Origin of the sequence: Nocardia sp. 2TAF39 (assembly GCF_052114905.1) — a bacterium.
In the GTDB taxonomy this organism is placed as follows: Bacteria; Actinomycetota; Actinomycetes; order Mycobacteriales; family Mycobacteriaceae; genus Nocardia.
Genome location: NZ_JBFRFQ010000030.1, coordinates 33265 through 55060, shown reverse-complemented (window position 1 = coordinate 55060; position 21796 = coordinate 33265). Strand labels below are relative to the sequence as shown.

Sequence of the window (21796 nt, the reverse complement as noted above, 5' to 3'; positions counted from 1 at the left end):
GAATCCCGGCGACCGCCCTTTCGTCGTCTCAGCTCAGCCGCTCGATGACCATCGCCATGCCCTGGCCGCCGCCGACGCACATGGTCTCCAGACCGAACTGCTTGTCGTAGGTCTGCAGGTTGTTGATCAGCGTGGTGGTGATCCGGGCGCCGGTCATGCCGAACGGGTGGCCCAGCGCGATAGCGCCGCCGGAGACATTCAGCTTGTCCTCGTCGATCTTCAGCTCGCGGGCCGAGCCGAGCACCTGCACCGCGAACGCCTCGTTGATCTCGACCAGGTCGATGTCATCGATGGTTTTGCCCGCCAGCGTCAGCGCGCGCTTACACGCCTCGATCGGGCCGAGGCCCATGATCTCCGGCGACAGGCCGGAGACACCGGTGGACACGATGCGGGCCAGCGGGGTCAGGCCCAGTTCCTCGGCTTTGGTGTCGCTCATGACGACCAGCGCGGCGGCGCCATCGTTGAGCGGGCAGCAGTTGCCCGCGGTGATGGTGCCGTCCGGGCGGAACACCGGCTTCAGCCCGGAGACCGCCTCGTAGGTGACGCCGGCGCGCGGGCCGTCGTCCGTGCTGACCACGGTGCCGTCCGGCCGTGTCACCGGGGTGATCTCGCGCTCGAAGAAGCCGTTCCTGATCGCCTCCTCGGCCCGGTTCTGCGAGCGGACGCCCCAGCGATCCTGCTCCTCGCGGGTGATGCCGGTGAAGGTCGCGACGTTCTCGGCGGTCTGGCCCATCGCGATGTAGGCGTCGGGGACCAGGCCGTCCTCGCGCGGGTCGTGCCAGATGCCCGCGCCGCCCTCGGCGGTTTTCGCCGTGCGCGCCTGCGCCGCTTCGAACACCGGGTTCTGGGTGTTCGGCCAGCTGTCGGCGGAGCCGTGCACGTAGCGGGACACCGTCTCCACGCCGGCCGAGATGAACACATCACCCTCGCCTGCCTTGATCGCGTGGAACGCCATCCGGGTGGACTGCAGCGACGAGGCGCAGTAGCGATGCACGGTAGTGCCGGGCACGAAGTCGTAACCGAGCTGCACCGCGACGATGCGGGCGATATTGAAGCCCTGCTCGCCGCCGGGGGAACCGCAGCCCAGGATCAGGTCGTCGATCTGGGCTGGATCCAGGGCGGGCACCTTGTCGAGCGCTGCCCGCACGATCTGCGTGGTCAGATCGTCGGGCCGCAGGTCGACCAGCGATCCCTTGCGGGCCCGGCCGATCGGGGAGCGTGCGGTCGAAACGATGACGGCCTCAGGCATGGGGACTCCTTTGTCGGACGGTCTTTGCGAACCGCGTTGTTACTCGCGGGTTCGTATCGAATCTACGTCCCGTCGTGGTGTGCGGGAAGCGGGGGTCGCCGCGCGCGCAGCGCCTCGATCAGCACCGGAAGAAGTTGTGCGGCGGCCAGTGGGTAACCCGCGGCCGAAGGGTGGAACCGTCGGCGGAGAAGAGAAAAGGAGTTCGGGCGCGGCGCGGAAGTCCGGGGCGAGCAGGTAGCCCATCGGCACCGGATGCCCGCCCGCGACGATTGTCGCGATGTTCTGCGAGCCGCGGCTCCCGTCCGACGCGGATCGGTCAGACGGCGCATTCGGCTGTCGTGGGCGGTGGCCGGTGCGCGACTTCGGCGCGACCGTCGGCTCGGGTCAGCCCGGTACGACGAACGTGCCGCGTGCCGGGATGTTGGCACTGTCGGTGGAGACGGTTACTTCGACGCGGCCGGGGCCGGTGTCCTGGAACAGCGCGTACTGGATGCTGCCATAGATTCCGGTGACCACGATGTTGTCGTAGCTGCCCGTCGCGCCGGTGCTGGTATTACGCCAGGCGACGGTCGTGCGAACCTCGCACAGCGGGGCCAGCGGGTAGGCGCCCGGCCCGAGACCGGAGACCGGTAGCGCACGCACGTTGAGAATGGCGCGGCCCGGCCATTCGGGGCTGGTATCGGCCCAGGTGCGGATATTCGTCCAGCACAGACCACCGCGCGCGAGCGTGGGCACCTGCGGGAATTCGACGCTCGTCGCGTCCGCCTGCGCTCCGGACCCGACCACCAGGGCCACCGCCGATCCGGCCAGAATGGTGGCGGCACGAGCGATCTTCGGCTGCCTCATGGCTGCGATCTTAAAGGTGGCGATGCCGATTTATCGGTAGCCGCGACGAGTCGCGTGCGGCGTGCGCGAACCCACAGTTGGTGCGTCTGCAACTATGGGGGCATGCGCATCGCGGATCATGTCGTGGACCTCATCGGTAATACGCCGTTGGTCCGGTTGAACTCGGTGGTGGGATCGAACGCGGGCCTGGTAGCGGCCAAGATCGAATACCTCAACCCCGGCGGCAGCTCCAAGGACCGGATCGCGGTGAAGATGATCGACGCCGCCGAAAAGTCCGGGGAGCTAGGCCCCGGCGGCACCATCGTCGAACCCACCTCCGGTAATACGGGCGTCGGCCTGGCGCTCGTCGCACAGCAGCGCGGCTACAACTGCGTGTTCGTCTGCCCGGACAAGGTCAGTGAGGACAAGCGCAATGTGCTGCGCGCCTATGGCGCCGAGGTCGTGGTGTGCCCGACCGCGGTGCCGCCGGACCACCCGGACAGCTACTACAGCGTTTCCGACCGCCTGGTTCGGGAGATCGCCGGTGCGTGGAAGCCCGACCAGTACTCCAACCCGGGCGGCCCGGACAGCCATTACGGGACCACCGGCCCGGAGATCTGGCGGGACACCGACGGCAAGGTGACCCACTTCGTGGCGGGTGTCGGCACCGGCGGCACCATCACCGGCGCCGGTCGCTACCTCAAGGAGGTCTCCGGCGGGAAAGTGAAGATCATCGGCGCCGACCCGGAGGGGTCGGTGTACTCCGGCGGCACCGGACGGCCCTATCTGGTCGAGGGCGTCGGCGAGGACTTCTGGCCGTCCGCCTACGACCCCGCCGTGCCGGACGAGATCATCGCGGTCTCCGACGCCGACTCCTTCGACATGACCCGGCGCCTGGCCCGCGAAGAGGGCCTGCTGGTCGGCGGCTCGTGCGGTATGGCGGTGGTAGCCGCCATCGAGGTGGCGCGGCGCGATCCGAACGCCGTAGTCGTGGTGCTGCTGCCGGACGGTGGACGCGGTTACCTGTCGAAGATCTTCAACGACCGGTGGATGAGCTCCTACGGCTTCCTTCACGAGCGGTTGGACGGCGCCGCCGAGCCGCTGGTCGGCGACGTGCTGCGCGGAAAGTCGGGCGAGCTGCCCGACCTGGTGCACACCCATCCGTCGGAGACGCTGCGCGACGCGATCGAGATCCTGCGCGAGTACGGGGTGTCGCAGATGCCGGTCGTCGGCGCCGAGCCGCCGGTGATGGCGGGCGAGGTCGCGGGCAGCGTGTCCGAGCGCGATCTGCTGTCGGCGGTGTTCGAAGGCCGTGCGCACCTCACGGATTCGGTGGCCCAGCACATGAGCCCGTCGTTCCCGCTGATCGGTTCCGGCGAACCGCTCTCGGCCGCGACGAAGGCACTGTCGGACACCGACGCCCTGATGGTGGTCGAGGACGGCAAGCCCGTCGGCGTCATCACCCGCCACGATCTGCTCGGATTCCTCAGCACCGGAACCATCGGAAAGTAACCGGGCTCGCCCGATCAGCAGGGCCAGGGCTATACCGGGCTGCGTGCACGCGGTCGTCGGAGACCTTTTCGGCGGTGTGTAGCAGGTTGCTGGCGTGCACGTGTGCCGCGGCTATGCGGTCGACCGTGGCGCCGAGGATTCGGCGTGGGGATGTTCGGTGGAGTGCTGGCGTGGCAAGCAACTGGTCGATCATCCAGGCATTGATAGCGGCCACCAGTTCCGCACGTCGGCAGTCGATTCCGGCGGCGCCAACGGGGATTGTCGTGCCGCTGCCGCTTTGCCAGTGCACCGGCGAGCAGACCAGCGGGAGATCGGTGGCCGAATCAGCGCGATGTCCGCCGAAGGCCTCGACCAGCTCGCGGTGATCCGGCAGCGGTCGGACAACGCTGTGCGCGGGGTATGGCACGTGGTTACCACGAACACAGCAGGCTCCCAGCGCATTCGAGGCCGAAGTTCGTACGATGGGTTCGATCGTCAGCGTGTGCGTCATGCACCTCCGAGGGTTTCGTGGTGGAGGCATCGTCCTCGTGTCGGGTCCGCTATCAGCGTGCGCCGCCTGCCTCGGCGCGTTGGTGACACGGAAACAGCATGAAGATGATCAAGACGGAACAATGTCCTCCGCACCACGCTCACCTGCTCCGTGAACTCCTCGACGGTGAGCCGCGAAAACATCTGCGGCCGCGCATAACCGGGCGCCCGGTGGGATGTCCTGTCTGCCGCCGCCGACTCCTGGTAGCGCGGCGGGACCGATGCGCGTCCCCGTCGCCCTCAGGACGAATTTTGTCTCGATTATGTCGAATCCGGCAAAGGGGCAATTTGTCCGCGAATGGCAGATTCGAGTGCAGCAGTAGGGGTATAGCGGGGCTTGACGTAGCTGTGGCAAATTGCCGCGGCGTCATCGGAGAGCGAAGGGATGGGCATGCACACCTCTAGTTTGGCTATTGATTTCCAGCAGGGGTTCTCCGATGCGTGGAGTTCCGTCGCCACGTTCGTCCCCAAGCTGGTCGGTTTTCTCGTCATCCTGCTCATCGGCTGGGTCGTCGCGAAGGTGGTGGCGACGATCGTCGACAAGGTGCTCGAGCGCGTCGGGTTCGACCGGCTCGTCGAGCGCGGCGGGATCCAGCGGATGCTGTCGCGCAGTCGCTACGACGCCTCCGACCTGCTGGCGAAGCTGGCGTACTACGCGATCCTGCTGATCGCGCTGCAGCTCGGTTTCGGCGTTTTCGGGCCGAATCCGGTGAGCAACATGCTCAGCGGCATCGTCTCCTGGCTGCCCAAGGCGGCGGTCGCGATCATCATCGTGGTGGTGGCCGGTGCCATCGCCCACGCGGTCCGCGAGATGGTCGGCACCATGCTCGGCGGCCTGTCCTACGGCGCGATGGTCGGCCGGATCGCCGGGGTGTTCGTCTGGGGCGTCGGTATCGTTGCCGCGCTGAACCAGATCGGGGTGGCCACCTCGGTCACCATGCCGATCCTGATCACGGTGCTGGCCACCCTCGGCGGCATCCTGGTGGTCGGCGTCGGCGGCGGCATGATCCGCCCGATGCAACAGCGCTGGGAGAACTGGCTCAGCGGCTTGGAGGAGGAGATACCCGCGGTGAAGGGCCAGGCCGAGGCCTACCAGCGCGGTCGTGAGGACGCCGCCCGTGAGCAGTTGTTGATGGACCAGCAGGCCGCGCGCGGCCAGGGGCAGCAATGGAGCGAAGGCTCGACACCGGCCAGCGGCCCGCAGTCCGGCGAGTACCCGGGTTATCGCGGCCCGGGCGACGTGCGCTGACCTGTTGAGACAAGTGCGGCCGCCGTAGGAATACCTGCGGCGGCCGCACTCCTGTGGCCGGGCTCCGGCAACCCGGAATACACAGGTTTATGGACTGCGCCTCAGGCAGGTCGACGCATGGCGTGCAGGCATACCCCGGCAAGGCGCAGTTGGGCCCAGTCGGCCTCAGCCCAGCCGATGAGATCTCCCGGTGCGTTTCCGAGCATCGTCGGTACACCGCTCGGCTCGTCGATGTCGGGCCCGGCGGCACTCGTCTCGCGAACCTGATCGAGCAGTCCACGCGCATAACCCGCGAGGAGCACGGCCGCCGGAACTTTCGACGCTCCCGGCACGCCGTGTCGGAGAATGTCGCGTACCGCCGCGGCGTGCTGGTCCAGCGCCGCCGAAAGCGCAGGTATCTCCGCGGCCGCGGCGAGCGCGGGCACCCCGTACGTCTCGTGTAGTCGGTGCAAAATCCTCTGCGCCGACACTTCGAGCAGCGTGGGACCGATCAGAAACATTTTCGCATCCTAGCAATCATCCAATATTTATAGAACTGTGACTTTTGTCGCAGTGTTGATTGCCGGAAATTTGGTTCTCAGCAAATTTTCTTTGTGAAAAGGCTTGTCAGCGAAATGCATTCGCGTCGGTCAGTGCCCGGCCGAGCACCAGCTGATGCACCTCCGCCGTGCCCTCATAGGTGAGCACCGACTCCAGATTGTTCGCATGACGAAGCACCGGGTAGTCGAGTGTGATGCCGTTGGCGCCGAGGATGGTGCGGCATTCCCGGGCGATCGCGATGGCCTCGCGCGTGCTGTTCAGTTTTCCCGCGCTCACCTGCTCCGGGGTGACCTCGCCGCGGTCCTTCAGATGCCCGATATGCAGCGCGAGCAACTGGCCTTTGCCGAACTCCAGCGCCATGTCGGCCAGCTTCGCCTGGGTCAGCTGATAGGCGGCCAGCGGCTTGTCGAACACTTCGCGCGTCCTGGCGTACTCGATGGTCGCCGCGAGACAGTCGCGGGCCGCGCCGAGCGCACCGAAGACGATGCCGAAACGCGCTTCGCTCAAGCAGGCGAGCGGCGAGGCGAGGCCGCGCGATTGCGGCAGCACCGCATCCGCGGGCAGGCGGACATCGTCGAAGTCCAGCTCCGCGGTGACCGACGCGCGCAGGGACAGCTTGCGATGCATCTCCCGCGCGGTGAAGCCAGGCGCACCAGCCGGAACCAGGAACCCGCGGATCACCTGTTTGCCCTCGTCTTCGGTCTGCGCCCAGACCACCGCGATGTCGGCCACCGAGCCGTTGGTGATCCACATCTTCGAACCGTTCAGCACCCAGTCGGCGCCGTCGCGCTTCGCCCTGGTCCGCATGCCGCCGGGGTTGGAGCCGAAGTCCGGTTCGGTGAGCCCGAAACAACCGAGCGCGCGGCCCGCGGCCAGCTCCGGCAGCCACCGCTGTTTCTGTTCCTCGGAGCCGTACCTGTGGATCGCGGTCATCGTCAGCGAGCCCTGCACCGAGACCATGCTGCGCACGCCCGAGTCGACCGCCTCGAGTTCCTGGCAGGCCAGACCGTAGGTGGTCGCCGACATTCCGGCGCAGCCGTAGCCTTCCAGATGCATGCCGAGCAACCCGAGCTTGCCGAGCTCCGGCGCGATCTCCCTGGCCGGAAAAGCGCCTGCCTCGAACCAGTCCGCGATGTGCGGTCGCAGCCGTTGGGCCGCGAATGCCGCAACGGTGTCGCGGATCTCACGCTCGTCCTCGGACAGCAAAGCATCGATTGCGAACAGTTCTTCGACAGTCACCATGACCTCAGCCTATTGGCATCGGCCGCGCTGAGACCGGTGTCACTCCACACCTCGTCACATTGTTCGGTGGCTCCTCGTCCTAGCTGGGTATGGCCGATGGCCGCGAAGTAGTGGAGGACGAAGATGGCACAGCTGAAGCGGAACCCGAGTCGTGCGCGCCGATGGTTGCGGCGCCTGATCGTGGCAGGTGCCGCCATGCTCATGGTGGTGGTGGTGTTGTCGACGGCGACCGCGATCGCTTACGTCTGGCAACCGCCGGAAGACCGCGACTACCAGTCCCAGTATCTGACCACTGTCGAGTCCCGGTACGCGGACACCGACCTGGCGCGGTTCCATTACACGAAAACTGGCACCGGACCCGCGGTCGTGCTCGTCGCGGGCGGCGGTCAGTGGCTCTACTCCTACCGCGACACGATTCCGGTGCTGGCGCAACTTTTCACCGTCTATGCCGTTGACCTGCCGGGACAGGGCTACACCACGCTGAAACAGCGTGACTTCCGTTACGACCTCGACGCGATGTCCGGCGCGCTCGGCACCTTCCTCGACGCGATGGCGTTGCCGAAGGCGTCGCTGGTCGGACACTCCTGGGGCGGCGCTACCTCGCTGTACTTCGCCGAGCGGCATCCGGAGCGGGTGCCCCGCCTTGCGCTGCTCGCGTCGCCGGGTCTTGATGTGCCGTCGAGCTGGGACTGGCGCCCACTGGAGGTTCCGGTGCTCGGCGAGCTGATCGGCAATCTGATGACCAAGTCGAACAGCGAAGCGACGCAACGCAAATCGTTCGCACACCAGGTCCGGGTCACCCCGGAGCTGATCGACGAGAACTGGGCGCCGATGAGCAGGCCCGACAACCGCGAGGCGCTGTGGTCACAGCAGCGCAACTTCGATTACGCGCTGACCGAACGGCTGCTCGGCGAGGTGGGCGCACCGACCCTGGTGGTCTGGGGCGGAGCGGACCGCTTCGATGAGCCGTGGCAGGCCGCCGAGCTGGCCCACCGGATACCGCGCGCGACATCTCAGGTGTTCGAGGGCTGCGGACACTCGGTGCACGAGGACTGCGCAGACCAGGTCAACCCCGCCTTGCTGTCATTCCTGACTGCCTGACCCACGGATTGTTCGGGCAGCTCGCCGCTATCAGGGCCCACCGGCGAGCTGCCCGCAAATCGACCCAATTAGGCTGAGCACATGAGTGAGCTGGGATTCTCTACCAGGGCCGTGCACGCCGGATTCGATCCCGATCCGCAGACCGGCGCGGTCAACGTGCCCATCTACGCGAGTTCGACGTTCGCGCAGGACGGCGTGGGCGGGTTGCGCGGCGGTTTCGAGTACGGCCGCACCGGCAACCCGACGCGCACGGCGCTGGAGGCGAACCTCGCCGCGCTCGAATCGGGCCGCTACGGACGAGCTTTCGCGTCAGGCATGGCCGCCACCGACTGTGCGCTGCGCGCCACGCTGCGTCCGGGCGACCACATCGTGATCCCCGACGACGCCTACGGCGGCACCTTCCGGCTGATCGACAAGGTGTTCAGCCAGTGGGGTATCGAGCACTCGCCCGCGCATGTGTTCAACGTGGACGAGATGCGCGCCGCAATCCGGCCGAACACCAAATTGGTGTGGATCGAGACCCCGACAAACCCGCTGCTGAGCATCGGCGACATCCCCGCGCTGGCCGACGTGGCGCACGCAGCGGGCGCGAAGCTGGTGGTGGACAACACTTTCGCGACCCCGTATCTGCAGCAGCCGCTACTGCTCGGCGCGGACATCGTGCTGCACTCCACCACCAAGTACCTGGGTGGCCACTCCGACGTGATCGGCGGCGCGCTGATCACCAACGATCCGGAGCTCGACGCGGCTTTCGCGTTCCTGCAGAACGGTGCGGGCGCGGTCCCCGGCCCGTTCGACGCCTTCCTCACCCTGCGCGGCACCAAGACCCTCGCGGTGCGGATGGACCGGCACTGCGACAACGCCGAAACACTCGCGGAATTCCTGTCCGGGCATCCCGCGATCTCCCAGGTGATCTACCCGGGCCTGCCGGAGCACCCGGGCCACAGCATCGCCGAGAAGCAGATGCGGCGGTTCGGCGGGATGATCTCGGTACGCCTGCACGGCGACGTCGAGGCGGCCCGCAAGTTCTGCTCACGGACCGAGGTGTTCACCCTGGCCGAATCGCTGGGCGGCGTGGAATCGCTGATCGAACACCCGGCCGCGATGACGCACGCGTCCACCGAGGGGTCCGTGCTGGAGGTGCCTGCGGATCTGGTGCGGTTGTCGGTCGGTATCGAGGATGTCAGCGACCTGCTCTCGGACGTCGAGCAGGCGTTGAGCTAGGTTCACGACATGACGAAGCGGCCGCACCCGGTGATCGGGCGCGGCCGCTCGTGTCCGCGGGGGAAGTATCGGCCGGGCGGAGCGCCGCGGCCGCGAGCGTCAGCTGTGGTAGGGCTCGGCGCTGAGCAGCGTGACCTTCATGATGTTGCCGTTGGGCAGCGTGTATTCCCGGGTCTCGCCCACCTTGGCGTCGATCAGCGCGCCGCCGAGCGGAGAGCTCGGCGAGTAGGTCTCCAGCTTGGAGTCGCTGAGACCCTCTTCACGGGTGGCGATCAGGAAGGTTTCGGTGTCGGACTCGTCACCGTCGTAGTAGACCTTGACGACCGAACCGGGGAGCGCGACGCCGGACTTGGTGGGCGCGACGCCGACCTTGGCGTTGTTCAGCAGCTCCTGCAGCTGGCGGATCCGCGCCTCCTGCTGACCCTGCTCCTCGCGCGCGGCGTGGTAACCGCCGTTCTCCTTGAGGTCACCCTCTTCGCGGCGTTCGTTGATCTCGGCGGCGATGACCGGACGATTGGCGATGAGCGCGTCGAGTTCGCCCTTGAGCCTGTCGTGCGACTCCGGGGTCAGCCAGGTCACTTGCGTCTCAGTCATCTCGATCACTCCCTAGTAGTTGTTCCCGGCAGGCCGGGATTCCCTGAGCACTGGTGCGTGCCCACCTGGAGGCGGGCACGCACCAGTCGACGGCAAGAGCAATCCTGGGAAGTTCATCGAACCCCTACAGGCCCAGGTTTCGGGCGAACTCGCAAGCCCGAACCGACAGCGCTGGCCGCCAATGCAGCAAACACGGCTCCGAGCCCCGGAACCGTGTATCACACCATTTTAGCATGAATCACAAACGTGCAGGTCGGAGTTAATTTCGTGGACTTCTCGCGCGAAAAAGCGGCGGATCAGCCTGCCCGAAGATAGCTGGGTACCTGACCGCTACACGCGTAAATGCTGCCCGACACGGGGCGAGCGGACGAGCGCACGATGGTGGTGAGCTCGACCGTGCCGCTGGCCGAGGGTTCGACCAGCACCTCGCGGCGGCCGAGCTCGGAGCCGTCGCGCGCCATCGCACGGACGAAACACACCACCGGCTGCGCGGGGTCCTTGCGGGTGACCTTGAGCCGGATCGTCATGGTCGAGTCGTCGACGACGGTATACCCGAGCTGCTCGGCGTCGATGTCCTCCGGACCGTACTTCTGGTAGCCCAGGTAGGCGACACCGAGCCCGGCCAGCACCACCAGCATGCCCAAGACCAGCGGAATCCACCGGCGGCGCACCGGTGTTTTCCTGCCGTACCGGTCGGCGGGCCGTCGGCTCGGCGCCGGAGCAGCGGCCGTCGCGTCACCGCCGGTTTCCGGCGCGGGCTCGGTCATCTGTAGTCGCTCCCGGGGGGTAAGTCGGAACAAATGTCGATCGAATGGAACTATAGGGAACGAAGACCTGACGCCCGCGACCGAGAGCGATGAGGTGAACAAAAACGTGAGTGGCCTTCGCCTCATGGCGGTGCATGCCCACCCCGACGACGAATCCAGCAAGGGTGCGGCGACGACCGCCCGCTACGCCGACGAAGGACACGACGTCCTCGTCGTCACGCTGACCGGCGGAGAACGCGGAAGCATCCTCAACCCGGCCATGGACACGCCGGGCGTCCTGGAGCGGATCAACGAGATCCGCCGTGAGGAGATGGCGGCCGCGGCACACGCGCTCGGCGTGCGCCAGCACTGGCTCGGTTTCGTCGACTCGGGCCTGCCGGAGGGCGACCCGCCGCCACCGGTGCCCGACGGCAGCTTCGCGCTGGTTCCGCTGGAGGAGGCCACCGAGGCGTTGGTGCGGGTGGTGCGCGAGTTCAAACCGCACGTGATGACGACCTACGACGAGACCGGCGGCTACCCGCATCCGGACCACATCCGCTGCCATCAGGTGTCGGTCGCCGCGTTCGAGGCGGCAGGCGATCCGGAGCGCTTCCCCGGCGCGGGCGAGCCGTGGACGCCGCTGAAGCTGTATTACGACCACGGGTTCAGCATGCGGCGAATGGAAGTTTTCGCCGACGAGTTCGACCGCGCAGGCGAGCCGTTCCCGCTGCAGGAGTGGCTGGATCGGATGCGCAAGTTCGCCGCGGAGCGCGGTGACATACTTTCGCGGGTCACCACGCAGATCGAGTGCGCCAAGTACTTCCCGCAGCGCGACGACGCCTTGCGCGCGCACGCGACGCAGATCGACCCGAACGGCGCGTTCTTCGCCATTCCGATGGAGATGCAGCAGCGGCTGTGGCCGACCGAGGAATTCGAGCTGGCCCAAACCCGGGTGCGCACCGCACTGCCCGAGACCGACCTGTTCGCGGGCATCGAGGACGAGCGGCTGTGACGCTGGTTCTGCTCGCCCAGACGCCCGGCGCACCGACCGGCCCCGAGTTCGGCAAGGCATCGCCGCTCGGGCTGGTCATCATCCTGATTCTGCTCGCGGGCACCTTCTTGCTGGTCCGATCGATGAACCGGCACATCAAGGGCCTGCCCGCGACCTTCGAGCCCGAGCACCCCGAACCGGACCAGGAGGCCGACGAGGGGACCGAGGACGGCATCACGCGCCAGCCGGGCGAGGAATCGAACGACGCGGACTCCGAGGGCCGCACCGAGTCCAGCTGACCGGCGCAGCCGCTGCTGAGTTTGCTCTAGCGGGCCGGGTGGCTCCCGCGCAAACCACTACTTTCCGCGGTCCTCGGAAGCACACCATTAGCAACCATTTCGGCGCAAAATGGTGTTCGCAATGTCGCGCGCCGATCGGTGTCCTGTGTTACCAATTCAGCGATACCGCTCGACCGAAGGAAGCTCATGGACAACGTGATCGGACAGATCGACCGCGCACTGGACGCGACCGGAGCGATCGTCGCCGCCGTGGGAGACGCGGGCCTGGCCGCACCGACGCCGTGCCTGGATTGGGATGTGCGGACCGTGCTCAACCACACCGTGGGTGGCATGCATCTGTTCGCGGCCGCGCTGAGCGGCACGGATGCGGGCGCCGACCACGAATCCGACTGGCTCGGCGGCGACCCGCAGGGTGCGTTCGCCGCGGCGGCGGAGGTGGATCGCGCCGCGTGGCATCGGCCGGACGCGCTGGATGCCACCGTGGGCATTTCGCTGGGCGACTTGCCAGGGCCCGCGGCGGCGCTGGTGCATCTCACCGAGGTTCTCGTCCACGGTGTCGATATCGCGGTGGCCATCGACCGGCCGGATCTGGCCGATGACGGATTGTGTGACGAATTGCTCGCCACCATGCAGGCGATGGGCGGCATCGATTCCTTCCGCGCGCCTGGCATTTTCGGGCCGGAAGTCGTCGTCGCCGGGGATGAACCGGCGCACCGTCGACTCTTGGCCTATGTCGGGCGCGAGGTGTTGACCAGGACGCCGTAGTCGGCGCGGAAGAATTCACCGGGGTAAATGCGTAGCAGGAGTTTGCCTTGCCTCGCGATAGTCGGTGCCATGTCAGTGTCCGCCGGCAGTGTCGGCACTGCCGGCGAAGCGCCTTTCGCGTCTTTATTCCCGATCCGGGCGGCGCACTGGGTGACGGAGAATAGTCTTCGTCGTCGGTCCGGGAGATCTACGCGGGTCGGACAGATAGATCTCATGGTGGCGTCCGTTCATCGCCCATCCCTCGGCCGACATGAGCGCGTCCATCCGTGCCAGCGTCTGCGGTTCGGTTGCATACGGGCCGACATGCAGCGCCTGGATTGCCTCACCCTCGGTGATCCGCTCGAAGGACGCCCCAGCCACCATCTCGGCGGTGACCACCTCGGGCATGCGGATCAGCAGCTTCCACTGCCACTGCTCGCGCGGCACCGACAGCGGTGGCGCATCGGACTCGACCCACCATAGGCCCTCCAGCTTCGGCACCACGAAGTCGCGTCCGGCGGCTTTCGCGGCCTTCTTGGCCCCGTAGACGGCACGGTAGAGCGTTTCAACGGCGGTGGAGTAGACCGGCCCGCCGGGTGCCCCCGATCCGTCGACGGTCACATAGTCGTACGCCGCGAAGGTCCGCAGCACCGGGGCCGTGCTCGCACCGTAGTAGTACCTGTCCTCTCGTACCAGATCAATCTTCACCCCCCCGACTTTCTTCCCTCCCGCCACCGGAGAGTCAAGCGAGACATGACGGCTGCGCAGGCTCGAGTCGCGGTCAGCGTGCCAGGGGCGGCCGCCGTGAAAAGTGTGCTCAGTCGCTCGCGAGTCGGCACGCGACATCGCAGTCTGCGAGATCGGCGAGACGGGCCCACGCGGCAGTGATCGCTTCTGCTGATGGTCCACTAGCTGTGCCATCTCGGGAGATCGGTTACACGGTCATGTGATCGCGCACGAGCTGGTGCTCGGGCTGCTCGGCGGCGATGTGCTGTTCACGCGGTCGTATATGATCGGCCGGGCGGGTTGTGTGTGGATCTCGTTCTGTGCTCGGTGGGTGTGGGAGGCTGGCACCGTGAACCAATTGGTCAACGCGACATCGCCTTATCTACTTCAGCACGCCGACAACCCGGTCGATTGGCGGCAGTGGGATGCCGATGCGTTGGCGGAGGCGGTCGCGCGGGATGTCCCCATCCTGCTGTCGATCGGATACGCGAGTTGCCACTGGTGCCATGTGATGGCGCACGAGTCGTTCGAGGACGCGGCGACCGCTGAGCAGATGAACGCGAACTTCGTCTGCGTGAAGGTCGACCGGGAGGAGCGGCCCGATCTCGACGCGGTCTATATGAACGCCACCGTCGCGATGACCGGGCAGGGCGGCTGGCCGATGACCTGCTTCCTCACACCCGCCGGCGAACCGTTCTACTGCGGAACCTATTACCCGAAGCTCCCGCGCGGCGGGATGCCGTCGTTCACCCAGCTGCTCACCGCGATCGCCGACACCTGGCACACCCGCCGCGACGAGGTGCGCCAAGCGTCCACGCAGGCGGCCGAGGCTCTGCGCGCGCAGACGGCGGGGCTGCCCGACGCGGACCTGACGATCACGGCTGAGCTGCTCGACCACGCCGTCGCCACCGTGCTGCGCGACGAGGACGAGAAGCACGGTGGGTTCGGTGGTGCGCCGAAGTTCCCGCCGTCGGCGTTGCTGGAGGGGCTCCTTCGGCACTGGGAGCGGACCGGCAGCTCCACGGTGTTCGACATGGTCTCCCGCACGGCAGAGGCGATGGCGCGCGGCGGGATCTATGACCAGCTGCGCGGTGGTTTCGCCCGGTATTCGGTCGACGCCGCGTGGGTGGTGCCGCACTTCGAGAAGATGCTCTACGACAACGCCCAGTTGCTGCGCGCCTACGCTCATCTGGCGCGGCGCAGTACGTCGGCGCTGCCGGAATCGTTGTCGCACCGGGTGGCCAGGGAGACTGTGCAGTTCATCGTCGAAGACCTGGGTACCGAACAGGGTGGCTTCGCCTCCGCCTTGGATGCCGATACCCATCTGGAGGCGGGCGGCCCAGGCGTCGAAGGCGCGACCTACGTGTGGACGCCCGCCGAGCTGACCGGCGCGCTCGGTGCGATCGACGGGGCGTGGGCCGCCGAATTCTTCGGCGTCAGCACCGCGGGGAACTTCGAACAGGGCACGTCGGTGCTGACCAGGTACTCCGAGCCGGTCACCGAGAAGGACGACGCTCGCCTGGAGCGCATCGGGGCGGCGTTGCGCGCGGCCCGTGCCCGCCGTCCCCAACCGGAGCGTGACGACAAGGTGGTGACCGCGTGGAACGGGATGGCCGTCACCGCGCTCGCCGAGGCCGGATCGGCGCTGGGCGAGCCGGGCTGGGTCGCCGCCGCCGTGCGCTGCGCGCGCTTCCTGCTGGCCGAGCACGTTGTGGGCGGACGTCTGCGCCGCGCCTCGCTCGGCGGTGTCGTCGGCTCCGCGCCCGGCATCCTGGAGGACTACGCGTGGCTGGTCACCGGTCTGCTCGCCCTGCACCAAGCCACCGCCGAGCTCAGCTGGCTCGAGGACGCTCAACGGTTGCTGGACAAGGCGATCGAGCATTTCGCCGATCCGGACGTGCCGGGCAGCTGGTTCGACACCGCTGACGACGCCGAGACACTCGTCGCTCGGCCGCGTGACCCGATCGACGGCGCCACCCCCGCCGGCGCCTCCGCGCTCGCCGAAGCCCTGCTCACCGCCGCGGCCGCGAGCGACCCGGAGCGCGAAATCCGCTACCGCGATCTCGCCGACCGCACACTCGACCGTGGTGCGATCGTCCTCGCGCGCGCGCCACGGTCGGCGGGGCAGTGGCTCGCCGTCGCGGAGGCGGCCTTGCGCGGGCCTTTGCAAGTCGCCATCGCCACCGCCGAATCCCTCGGCCGCCCAGCCGAACTGCTCACGACAGCCCGAGTCGAGGCGCCCGGCGGCTCCGTGGTCCTCGCCGCCGCCCCGAACGCGGTCCCACTCCTGGCCAACCGCCCATTGATCCGCGATACCGACACCGCCTACGTCTGTCGCGGCACGGTCTGCGACCGCCCGGTCTCCACCTCGGAGGACCTTCGCTCGGCGCTGCAGCGGATCTGAAGACCTGTCGGGTGCGCATGCGCACAGGTCAGCGCAGGACCACGAGCCAGACCGCCGCGTAGTGGGTGAGCGCGGCGAGCACTGTGGCCGCGTGGAAGAACTCGTGGTGTCCGAATACGGTCGGCCAGGGGTTAGGCCACTTGGTGGCGTAGAGGATCGCGCCTCCGCTGTAGATCAACCCTCCGATCAGCAGCAGGATCAGCGGCGCGATGCCGATCTCGTTATTGAGTTGGCCGGCGACCGGGACGATGGCCCAGCCGAGCAGCAGATACAGCGGAACGCCGACCCAGCGGGGCGCGGTCGGCCACAGCAGTTTCAGCGCTACTCCGGCCAGCGCGCCGGCCCAGACCACGATCAGCAGCGTCTGCCCGGTGCGTCCGGGGAGGCCGAGCAGGGCGAACGGTGTGTAGCTGCCTGCGATGAACAGGAAGATCATCGAATGGTCCGCCCGTTTCATCCGGATGCGGGCTCGCGCGCTCGGCCACGTCACCCGGTGGTAGACCGCGCTGATGCCGAACAGCGCGCACACGGTAACGCCGTAGACCAGTGTCGACCATCCTGCGGTCGCCGAGACCGTGCCCGCCTCGGCGACCAGCACGACGGCCCCGACGGCGGCGATGCCGACCGCCCAGGTGTGGATCCAGCCACGCATGCGCGGTTTGCCGAGTGCCGCCGCGAGGGATTCGCCCGCCGAGGCAGGTGCTGCGACCAGTGTCGCGTCGGGGGCGCCGACCGGTTCGGACACGAGTTACCTCCTAGATAAACCCGTCAGTAACCTACGCAACCGTAGGTTTGAGCTCATCGCCACTGTACCGGGTCGCGCGGTCGGTGCCGAGATCGTGCCGGTGAGGCGTAGGGTTGCCCGGGTGGAACTTCCGAGTCAGGTGCGGGGTCTGCCGTATCGCGTCTACGAGGCCCGGCTGTCCAAGCAGCTGGCAGGCAAGCAGCATCCCCGGCATGTCGCGGTGATGTGTGACGGCAATCGCCGGTGGGCCCGGGAGAACGGTTTCACCGATGTCAGTCACGGTCATCGGGTCGGCGCGCTGAAGATCGCGGAGCTGGTCGGCTGGTGTGAAGCCGAGGGCATCGAGATGGTGACCGTCTACCTGCTCTCCACCGAAAATCTGCAGCGTGATCCGGACGAGCTGGAGACGCTGTTCGAGGTGATCACCGACGTGGTCGAGGAACTGTCGGCGCCGGAACAGAACTGGAGCGTCCGCATCGTCGGCTCGCTGGACGGCTTTCCCGAGCTGATCGCCAAGCGATTGCGTACCGCGGCCGAGCGCACGGAGGAGCGCGGCGGCGTGCACGTCAACGTCGCGGTCGGCTACGGAGGCAGGCAGGAGATCGCCGATGCGGTGCGCTCGCTGGTCCGCCAGGAGATCGCCGCGGGGGAGACCGGCGAGGATCTTGTTCAGTCGATCACCGTGAACGCCATCGGCCAGCACCTCTACACCTCCGGCCAGCCGGACCCCGACCTGGTCATCCGCACCTCCGGCGAGCAGCGACTGTCCGGGTTCCTGCTGTGGCAGAGCGCCTACTCGGAAATATGGTTCACCGAGGCGTACTGGCCGGAGTTCCGGCGGGTGGATTTCCTGCGGGCGTTGCGCGAATACGCCGCGCGCCATCGCCGCTTCGGAGTCTGATCCGATCTTGGTGCCGTGAATTCGGCTCCGACTCCGCCCCTCTCGCGTACCGTGCGGTCTCATGAGCGAGCGCAGCGAGCGGAACATCAGGCGCAGCCGAGCATCGCTCGGTCGTGGCGGAGCCGAGCGTCAGCGAGGTGGAGTCATGAGCGAGCGTAGCGAGCGGAACATCAGGCGCAGCCGAGCATCGCTCGGTCGTGGCGGAGCCGAGCGTCAGCGAGGTGGAGTCATGAGCGAGCGTAGCGAGCGAACATCAGGCGCAGCCGAGCATCGCTCGGTCGTGGCGGAGCCGAGCGTCAGCGAGGTGGAGTCATGAGCGAGCGTAGCGAGCGAACAATGAGCCCAGCCGAGCGTAGCGACCGAACCATCAACACGGCCATCGGCACGATCGTGCCGGAGCCGAGCATCAGCGAGGCGTAGGGATGAGCGCGTACGACACTCGGCCCGGCGGGCCGCCTGAGCTTGCGCACCGGGGGCCGGGCGGCGACCACATCAGCTACGAGGAGTTCGGCAGGCGTTTTTTGGAGTACGCGGCCTCACCGGAGCGTATCGCCGGAGCATTCGGCCAGTTGACCGGCACCGCATTCGATTTCGGACCGATCGGGATGGGGCCGGGACGACTGGCGAAGGTGTCCGCGCAGGTTCAGCTCGGTGAGCCACGGGTGCGCCGCCACGTCGAGGAGGCCATCTCGTTCGAGTTGGTCATCCCGCTGAATGTCGACCTGCTTCTCGATCTGGCCGTCGATCGGCATCGCTTCCATGTCGAGGGGACCATCCACCTACATCTGACGGTGCGTACCGCCGCGCCGTTGCGCGTGTTGCTCGACATCGCCGAGCCGCGTCCCGGAGACGTGCACGTCAACGTCGCCAGCGCGACCAGGCGCGGACAGTTGCTGCGCATCCTCGCCAGCGTGGACCACGAGATCAGGCGGTTCGTCGCCCGCTATATCTCCACCGAGATCCGCAGACCGCACATTGCCGCGGCTCGTGATATCGATGTCGCGCGACGCCTCGACGACGCGTGGAAATTGTAAGCGGAATCACAACTTCCGTAGACGCAGCCGATTGATGCTGTGGTCGGCGTCCTTGCGCAACACCAAGGTGGCGCGCGGCCGGGTGGGCAGAATGTTCTCCACCAGATTCGGGCGGTTGGTGTTGTTCCAGATCTCCTGCGCGGCGGAGGTCGCCTGCTCGTCGGTGAATCCGGAGTAGTGGTGGAAATGTGCGTTCGGGTCGGCGAAAGCCGTCTTGCGCAGTGTGAGAAACCGTTGCACGTACCACTTCTCGATGTCCTCGATGCGCGCGTCGACATAGATCGAGAAGTCGAATAGATCGGAGACCATCAGCCGCGGGCCGGTCTGCAGTACGTTCAGGCCCTCCACGATCAGAATGTCGGGCTGGCGAACGCAGTGCAACTTGTCCGGCACGATGTCATAGGAGATGTGTGAATACACCGGCGCGCACACTTCCGCCGCGCCGGATTTCACCTCTGTGACGAATCGCAGCAGCTTGCGGCGGTCGTAACTCTCCGGAAAACCCTTGCGGTGCATGATGCCGCGGCGGGTGAGTTCCGCGGTGGGATAGAGAAATCCGTCGGTGGTGACCAGGTCGACGCGCGGGTGATGATCCCAGCGGGCCAGCAGTGCCTGCAGCACGCGGGCGGTGGTCGACTTGCCGACCGCGACGCTGCCTGCGACGCCGATCACGAACGGTACCTGCTCGTCCGGGTGGGTTTCGCCGAGAAAGGTCGCGGTGGCGGCGAACAGGCGCTGGCGCGCGGCCACCTGCAGGTGGATGAGACGAGCGAGCGGTAGATAGACCTCGGCGACTTCCTCGAGATCGATCTGTTCCCCGAGGCCGCGCAGGCCGATCAGTTCTTCTTCGGTGAGTACGAGGGGAGTCGATTTACGCAGGGTTCGCCACTGTTTACGGTCGAATTCCACGTATGGACTCGGCTCGCTCATCCGTGCCATTTACCCGACGCTCCACTTCGGCAAACACGCACACTTACCGTGCGGGTCTGGTGAGATTCGGTCTAGCTGTCGCCGCATAGCCGAATTCTGCTCTGCGTCAACATCGTGGGATAAGTGGGGTACCACTAGCGGTTGGTCACAGGGTCGCTGGCGCGGGGGTGAGCGGCTAATGTCGGCTGCCATGGAAGCGCATCCGCTCGTGTCCGAATACCTGCGGCTCGGCCTCGCCTTCGATCAGCTCGAGGAAGGGTTCGTCGACGCCTATACCGGTGATCCCGCGCTGCGCCGAGAGGTAGCGAACGCGCCGGCACCGCAGCCGCGAACGCTGGCCCGACGGGCCGCCGAGTTGCGCGCCGAAGTGCCCGAAGCCGGGCTGCCGCCGGAACGCGCCGAATTCCTCGACGTGCATCTGCGCGCGTTGGAATGTTCCGGCCGCAAGTTCGCCGGAGACGAGATCGGATTCGTCGACGAGGTGCGGGCATATTTCGATGTCGACATCGAAACCGGCGACGTGGACGACTACCGCGAGGCCCACCGGCAGATGGACGAGGTGATCGCGGGAGAGGGGCCGCTGGCCGAGCGGGTGACCGCGCATCGCAAGGCCGACGAGATTCCGCCTGAGCGGCTGTCCGCCTGCGTCGAGGCGTTCTCCGGCGCGTTGCGCGAGCTGGTCCGCGCCAGGTATCCGCTGCCCGACTATGAGCACGTCACCTACGAGGTGGTCGGGGACAAGCCTTGGTCCGGGTTCAACTACTACCTGGGCAACTACCACTCCCGGGTCGCGATCAACTCCGACCTCAAACAACACATGGCGCACCTGCCGCACCTGATCGCCCATGAGTCGTACCCGGGACACCACACCGAGCACTGCCGCAAGGAGGCCGGCCTGGTTGCGGACGGGCAGGCCGAGCAGACACTGTTCTTGGTGAATACGCCACAGTGCCTGATGGCCGAAGGTCTCGCCGATCTGGCGCTGCGCTCCATCGTCGGGCCTGGTTGGGGCGTCTGGGCGCAGGAGATCTACGCCGACCTGGGCCTGCGCTTCGACGGCGAACGGGCCGAACGACTCGCGAACGCTTCGGCCAAGCTGCTCGGCGTGCGACAGGATGCCGCGCTGCTGCTGCACGACCGGCGTCGCACCCACGACGAGGTGGCGGAGTTCTTGCAGACCTGGAGCCTGGTGACGCCGGATCGGGCGCGGCAGTCGTTGCGGTTCCTGTCCTCGCCGCTGTGGCGGGCCTACATCTCCACCTACGTGGAGGGGTATCGGCTGCTGGGCGGATGGCTCGATCGTGCGGTCGACGCCGACGACCGGGCCGACCGGTTCCGCAGGCTGCTCGACGAACCGCTCACACCCAGCGCTGTGCGCGCCCTGTGACCGGCGCGGTGGCTTCGCACGGACCGTCGAGGTTTGCGCGCTACAGGATGACCGCGCAGCCCTGGCCACCGGCGGAGATGGTGCACAGCAGTTGCGAAAGGGTGCGCAGCAGCGCCTCGACCGGGGAGTTGGGTACCGAAACCACTGTGACCATGTCTGTTCCTTCGCAAGGTGATCGCGAGTAGATGTCACCTGGGAAACCGGTCGGGCCGCACCTTCTCGTTACGGCTCGTCGGGCCCCGTAAACCGGTGTCCCGAATGCTCGGTGCGCCTGTGCGACATCAGCGCTTTCCGCGGAAGATGACGCAGGTGGTGGTGGCGTGCGCGACCAGCCGCCCCTGTTCGTCGACCACACGTCCCTCGGCGGTCGCGGTGGTGCGGCCGACGTGGATCGTCGTGCCGGTGGCGGTGAGCCGCTGTCCGCCGGTGGGAACAGCGCGGATGTAGTTGACCTTCAGTTCGAGTGTCGTGTAGCCGACGCCCGCCTCCAGTGTGGTGTGCACCGCGCAACCCATCACGGAATCGAGCAGGGTGGCGCAGATGCCGCCGTGCGTGGTGCCGAGCGGATTGGCGAAATCGGGCCGGGTCCGCAGTGCGAAGACCACTGTGCCGTGCTCGAGTTCGTCGACCTCCATCCCGAGCAGGTCACCGATGAACGGTGGACGGCCGGGCATCGTCATTGCGGTCCGCAGCAGTTCCAGCCCGGACAGCTGAGCGAGGTCGATCGTGGCCTCGGACATGAATCCCATCCTTTCGATGAACCGATCGGTCCATAGCTGACATGATTGGAGCATGGACCGATCGGTTCACGCAACCATGCGAAGG

Annotated in this window: 21 protein-coding genes; 11 read left to right on the top strand and 10 right to left on the bottom strand. The window is 67.1% G+C overall.

All coding sequences use genetic code 11. The features are described from left to right. Window positions 1–28: 28 nt before the first annotated feature. Together AB4Z47_RS19515 and AB4Z47_RS19510 are read right to left on the bottom strand one after the other, a co-directional pair. Entirely contained in the window at window positions 29–1249 is a 1221-nt protein-coding gene (locus AB4Z47_RS19515) for an acetyl-CoA C-acetyltransferase (RefSeq protein WP_441952612.1), read from the bottom strand. Window positions 1250–1633: 384 nt separating this feature from the next. Next, complete coding sequence (locus AB4Z47_RS19510; protein WP_441952610.1) at window positions 1634–2095, bottom strand: hypothetical protein; 462 nt, start codon at window positions 2093–2095, stop codon at window positions 1634–1636. Window positions 2096–2197: 102 nt separating this feature from the next. Here AB4Z47_RS19510 and AB4Z47_RS19505 point away from each other — a divergent pair, with 102 nt between their 5' ends. Beyond that, window positions 2198–3586 carry a cystathionine beta-synthase gene (locus tag AB4Z47_RS19505; RefSeq protein WP_441952608.1) on the top strand — a complete coding sequence of 463 codons (1389 nt, stop codon included), beginning with the start codon at window positions 2198–2200 and terminating at the stop codon, window positions 3584–3586. A 919-nt stretch (window positions 3587–4505) separates the two neighbouring features. Then, window positions 4506–5363: a mechanosensitive ion channel family protein gene (locus tag AB4Z47_RS19500; protein WP_441952607.1), complete on the top strand. Its 858-nt coding sequence runs from the start codon at window positions 4506–4508 to the stop codon at window positions 5361–5363. A 101-nt stretch (window positions 5364–5464) separates the two neighbouring features. Here the strand turns inward: AB4Z47_RS19500 and AB4Z47_RS19495 are convergent, their stop codons facing one another. Together AB4Z47_RS19495 and AB4Z47_RS19490 are read right to left on the bottom strand one after the other, a co-directional pair. Further along, window positions 5465–5863: a DUF6401 family natural product biosynthesis protein gene (locus AB4Z47_RS19495; protein WP_441952606.1), complete on the bottom strand. Its 399-nt coding sequence runs from the start codon at window positions 5861–5863 to the stop codon at window positions 5465–5467. A 106-nt stretch (window positions 5864–5969) separates the two neighbouring features. Further along, complete coding sequence (locus AB4Z47_RS19490; RefSeq protein ID WP_441952604.1) at window positions 5970–7145, bottom strand: acyl-CoA dehydrogenase family protein; 1176 nt, start codon at window positions 7143–7145, stop codon at window positions 5970–5972. A 123-nt stretch (window positions 7146–7268) separates the two neighbouring features. Between AB4Z47_RS19490 and AB4Z47_RS19485 the strand changes: the two genes are divergently transcribed. Continuing rightward, window positions 7269–8246, top strand: coding sequence for an alpha/beta fold hydrolase (locus AB4Z47_RS19485; protein WP_441952602.1), 978 nt, complete (start codon window positions 7269–7271; stop codon window positions 8244–8246). Window positions 8247–8327: 81 nt separating this feature from the next. Next, on the top strand, window positions 8328–9470 hold the full coding sequence (locus AB4Z47_RS19480; RefSeq protein WP_441952600.1) for a cystathionine gamma-synthase: 1143 nt from the start codon (window positions 8328–8330) through the stop codon (window positions 9468–9470). Between the two features lie 99 nt (window positions 9471–9569). Here the strand turns inward: AB4Z47_RS19480 and greA are convergent, their stop codons facing one another. Continuing rightward, entirely contained in the window at window positions 9570–10064 is a 495-nt protein-coding gene (greA, locus tag AB4Z47_RS19475; protein ID WP_441952599.1) for a transcription elongation factor GreA, read from the bottom strand. Between the two features lie 296 nt (window positions 10065–10360). Further along, on the bottom strand, window positions 10361–10831 hold the full coding sequence (locus AB4Z47_RS19470) for a DUF4307 domain-containing protein (RefSeq protein WP_441952597.1): 471 nt from the start codon (window positions 10829–10831) through the stop codon (window positions 10361–10363). A 124-nt stretch (window positions 10832–10955) separates the two neighbouring features. On the opposite strand from AB4Z47_RS19470, the gene mca reads away from it, so the two are divergent. From mca to AB4Z47_RS19455, 3 genes are all read left to right on the top strand, one after another. Continuing rightward, a complete protein-coding gene (gene mca, locus AB4Z47_RS19465) occupies window positions 10956–11822 on the top strand; it encodes a mycothiol conjugate amidase Mca (RefSeq protein WP_441952668.1) in 867 nt (288 codons plus the stop codon). Further along, complete coding sequence (locus AB4Z47_RS19460; RefSeq protein WP_441952595.1) at window positions 11819–12100, top strand: hypothetical protein; 282 nt, start codon at window positions 11819–11821, stop codon at window positions 12098–12100. Before mca ends, AB4Z47_RS19460 begins: the two co-directional genes overlap by 4 nt. A gap of 186 nt (window positions 12101–12286) precedes the next feature. Next, window positions 12287–12865 (top strand): TIGR03086 family metal-binding protein, encoded by a 579-nt coding sequence (locus tag AB4Z47_RS19455; RefSeq protein WP_441952593.1) that lies wholly within the window; start codon window positions 12287–12289, stop codon window positions 12863–12865. A 123-nt stretch (window positions 12866–12988) separates the two neighbouring features. Here the strand turns inward: AB4Z47_RS19455 and AB4Z47_RS19450 are convergent, their stop codons facing one another. Then, window positions 12989–13552 (bottom strand): GyrI-like domain-containing protein, encoded by a 564-nt coding sequence (locus AB4Z47_RS19450; protein ID WP_441952592.1) that lies wholly within the window; start codon window positions 13550–13552, stop codon window positions 12989–12991. A gap of 301 nt (window positions 13553–13853) precedes the next feature. Here AB4Z47_RS19450 and AB4Z47_RS19445 point away from each other — a divergent pair, with 301 nt between their 5' ends. Continuing rightward, window positions 13854–15974 carry a thioredoxin domain-containing protein gene (locus AB4Z47_RS19445; protein WP_441952667.1) on the top strand — a complete coding sequence of 707 codons (2121 nt, stop codon included), beginning with the start codon at window positions 13854–13856 and terminating at the stop codon, window positions 15972–15974. Between the two features lie 28 nt (window positions 15975–16002). Here AB4Z47_RS19445 and trhA read toward each other — a convergent pair whose 3' ends face one another. Continuing rightward, window positions 16003–16626: a PAQR family membrane homeostasis protein TrhA gene (trhA, locus tag AB4Z47_RS19440; RefSeq protein ID WP_441952665.1), complete on the bottom strand. Its 624-nt coding sequence runs from the start codon at window positions 16624–16626 to the stop codon at window positions 16003–16005. Window positions 16627–16840: 214 nt separating this feature from the next. Here trhA and AB4Z47_RS19435 point away from each other — a divergent pair, with 214 nt between their 5' ends. Together AB4Z47_RS19435 and AB4Z47_RS19430 are read left to right on the top strand one after the other, a co-directional pair. Continuing rightward, window positions 16841–17620, top strand: a complete 780-nt coding sequence (locus AB4Z47_RS19435; RefSeq protein ID WP_357265379.1) for an isoprenyl transferase — start codon at window positions 16841–16843, stop codon at window positions 17618–17620. Window positions 17621–18042: 422 nt separating this feature from the next. Beyond that, on the top strand, window positions 18043–18654 hold the full coding sequence (locus AB4Z47_RS19430; protein ID WP_441952590.1) for a hypothetical protein: 612 nt from the start codon (window positions 18043–18045) through the stop codon (window positions 18652–18654). A gap of 6 nt (window positions 18655–18660) precedes the next feature. On the opposite strand, the gene coaA is transcribed toward AB4Z47_RS19430, so the two are convergent. Continuing rightward, on the bottom strand, window positions 18661–19593 hold the full coding sequence (gene coaA, locus AB4Z47_RS19425; RefSeq protein ID WP_441952588.1) for a type I pantothenate kinase: 933 nt from the start codon (window positions 19591–19593) through the stop codon (window positions 18661–18663). Window positions 19594–19774: 181 nt separating this feature from the next. On the opposite strand from coaA, the gene AB4Z47_RS19420 reads away from it, so the two are divergent. Continuing rightward, window positions 19775–20971 carry a DUF885 domain-containing protein gene (locus tag AB4Z47_RS19420; RefSeq protein WP_441952586.1) on the top strand — a complete coding sequence of 399 codons (1197 nt, stop codon included), beginning with the start codon at window positions 19775–19777 and terminating at the stop codon, window positions 20969–20971. A 281-nt stretch (window positions 20972–21252) separates the two neighbouring features. On the opposite strand, the gene AB4Z47_RS19415 is transcribed toward AB4Z47_RS19420, so the two are convergent. After that, window positions 21253–21711, bottom strand: coding sequence for a PaaI family thioesterase (locus AB4Z47_RS19415; protein WP_441952584.1), 459 nt, complete (start codon window positions 21709–21711; stop codon window positions 21253–21255). Window positions 21712–21796 lie beyond the last annotated feature (85 nt).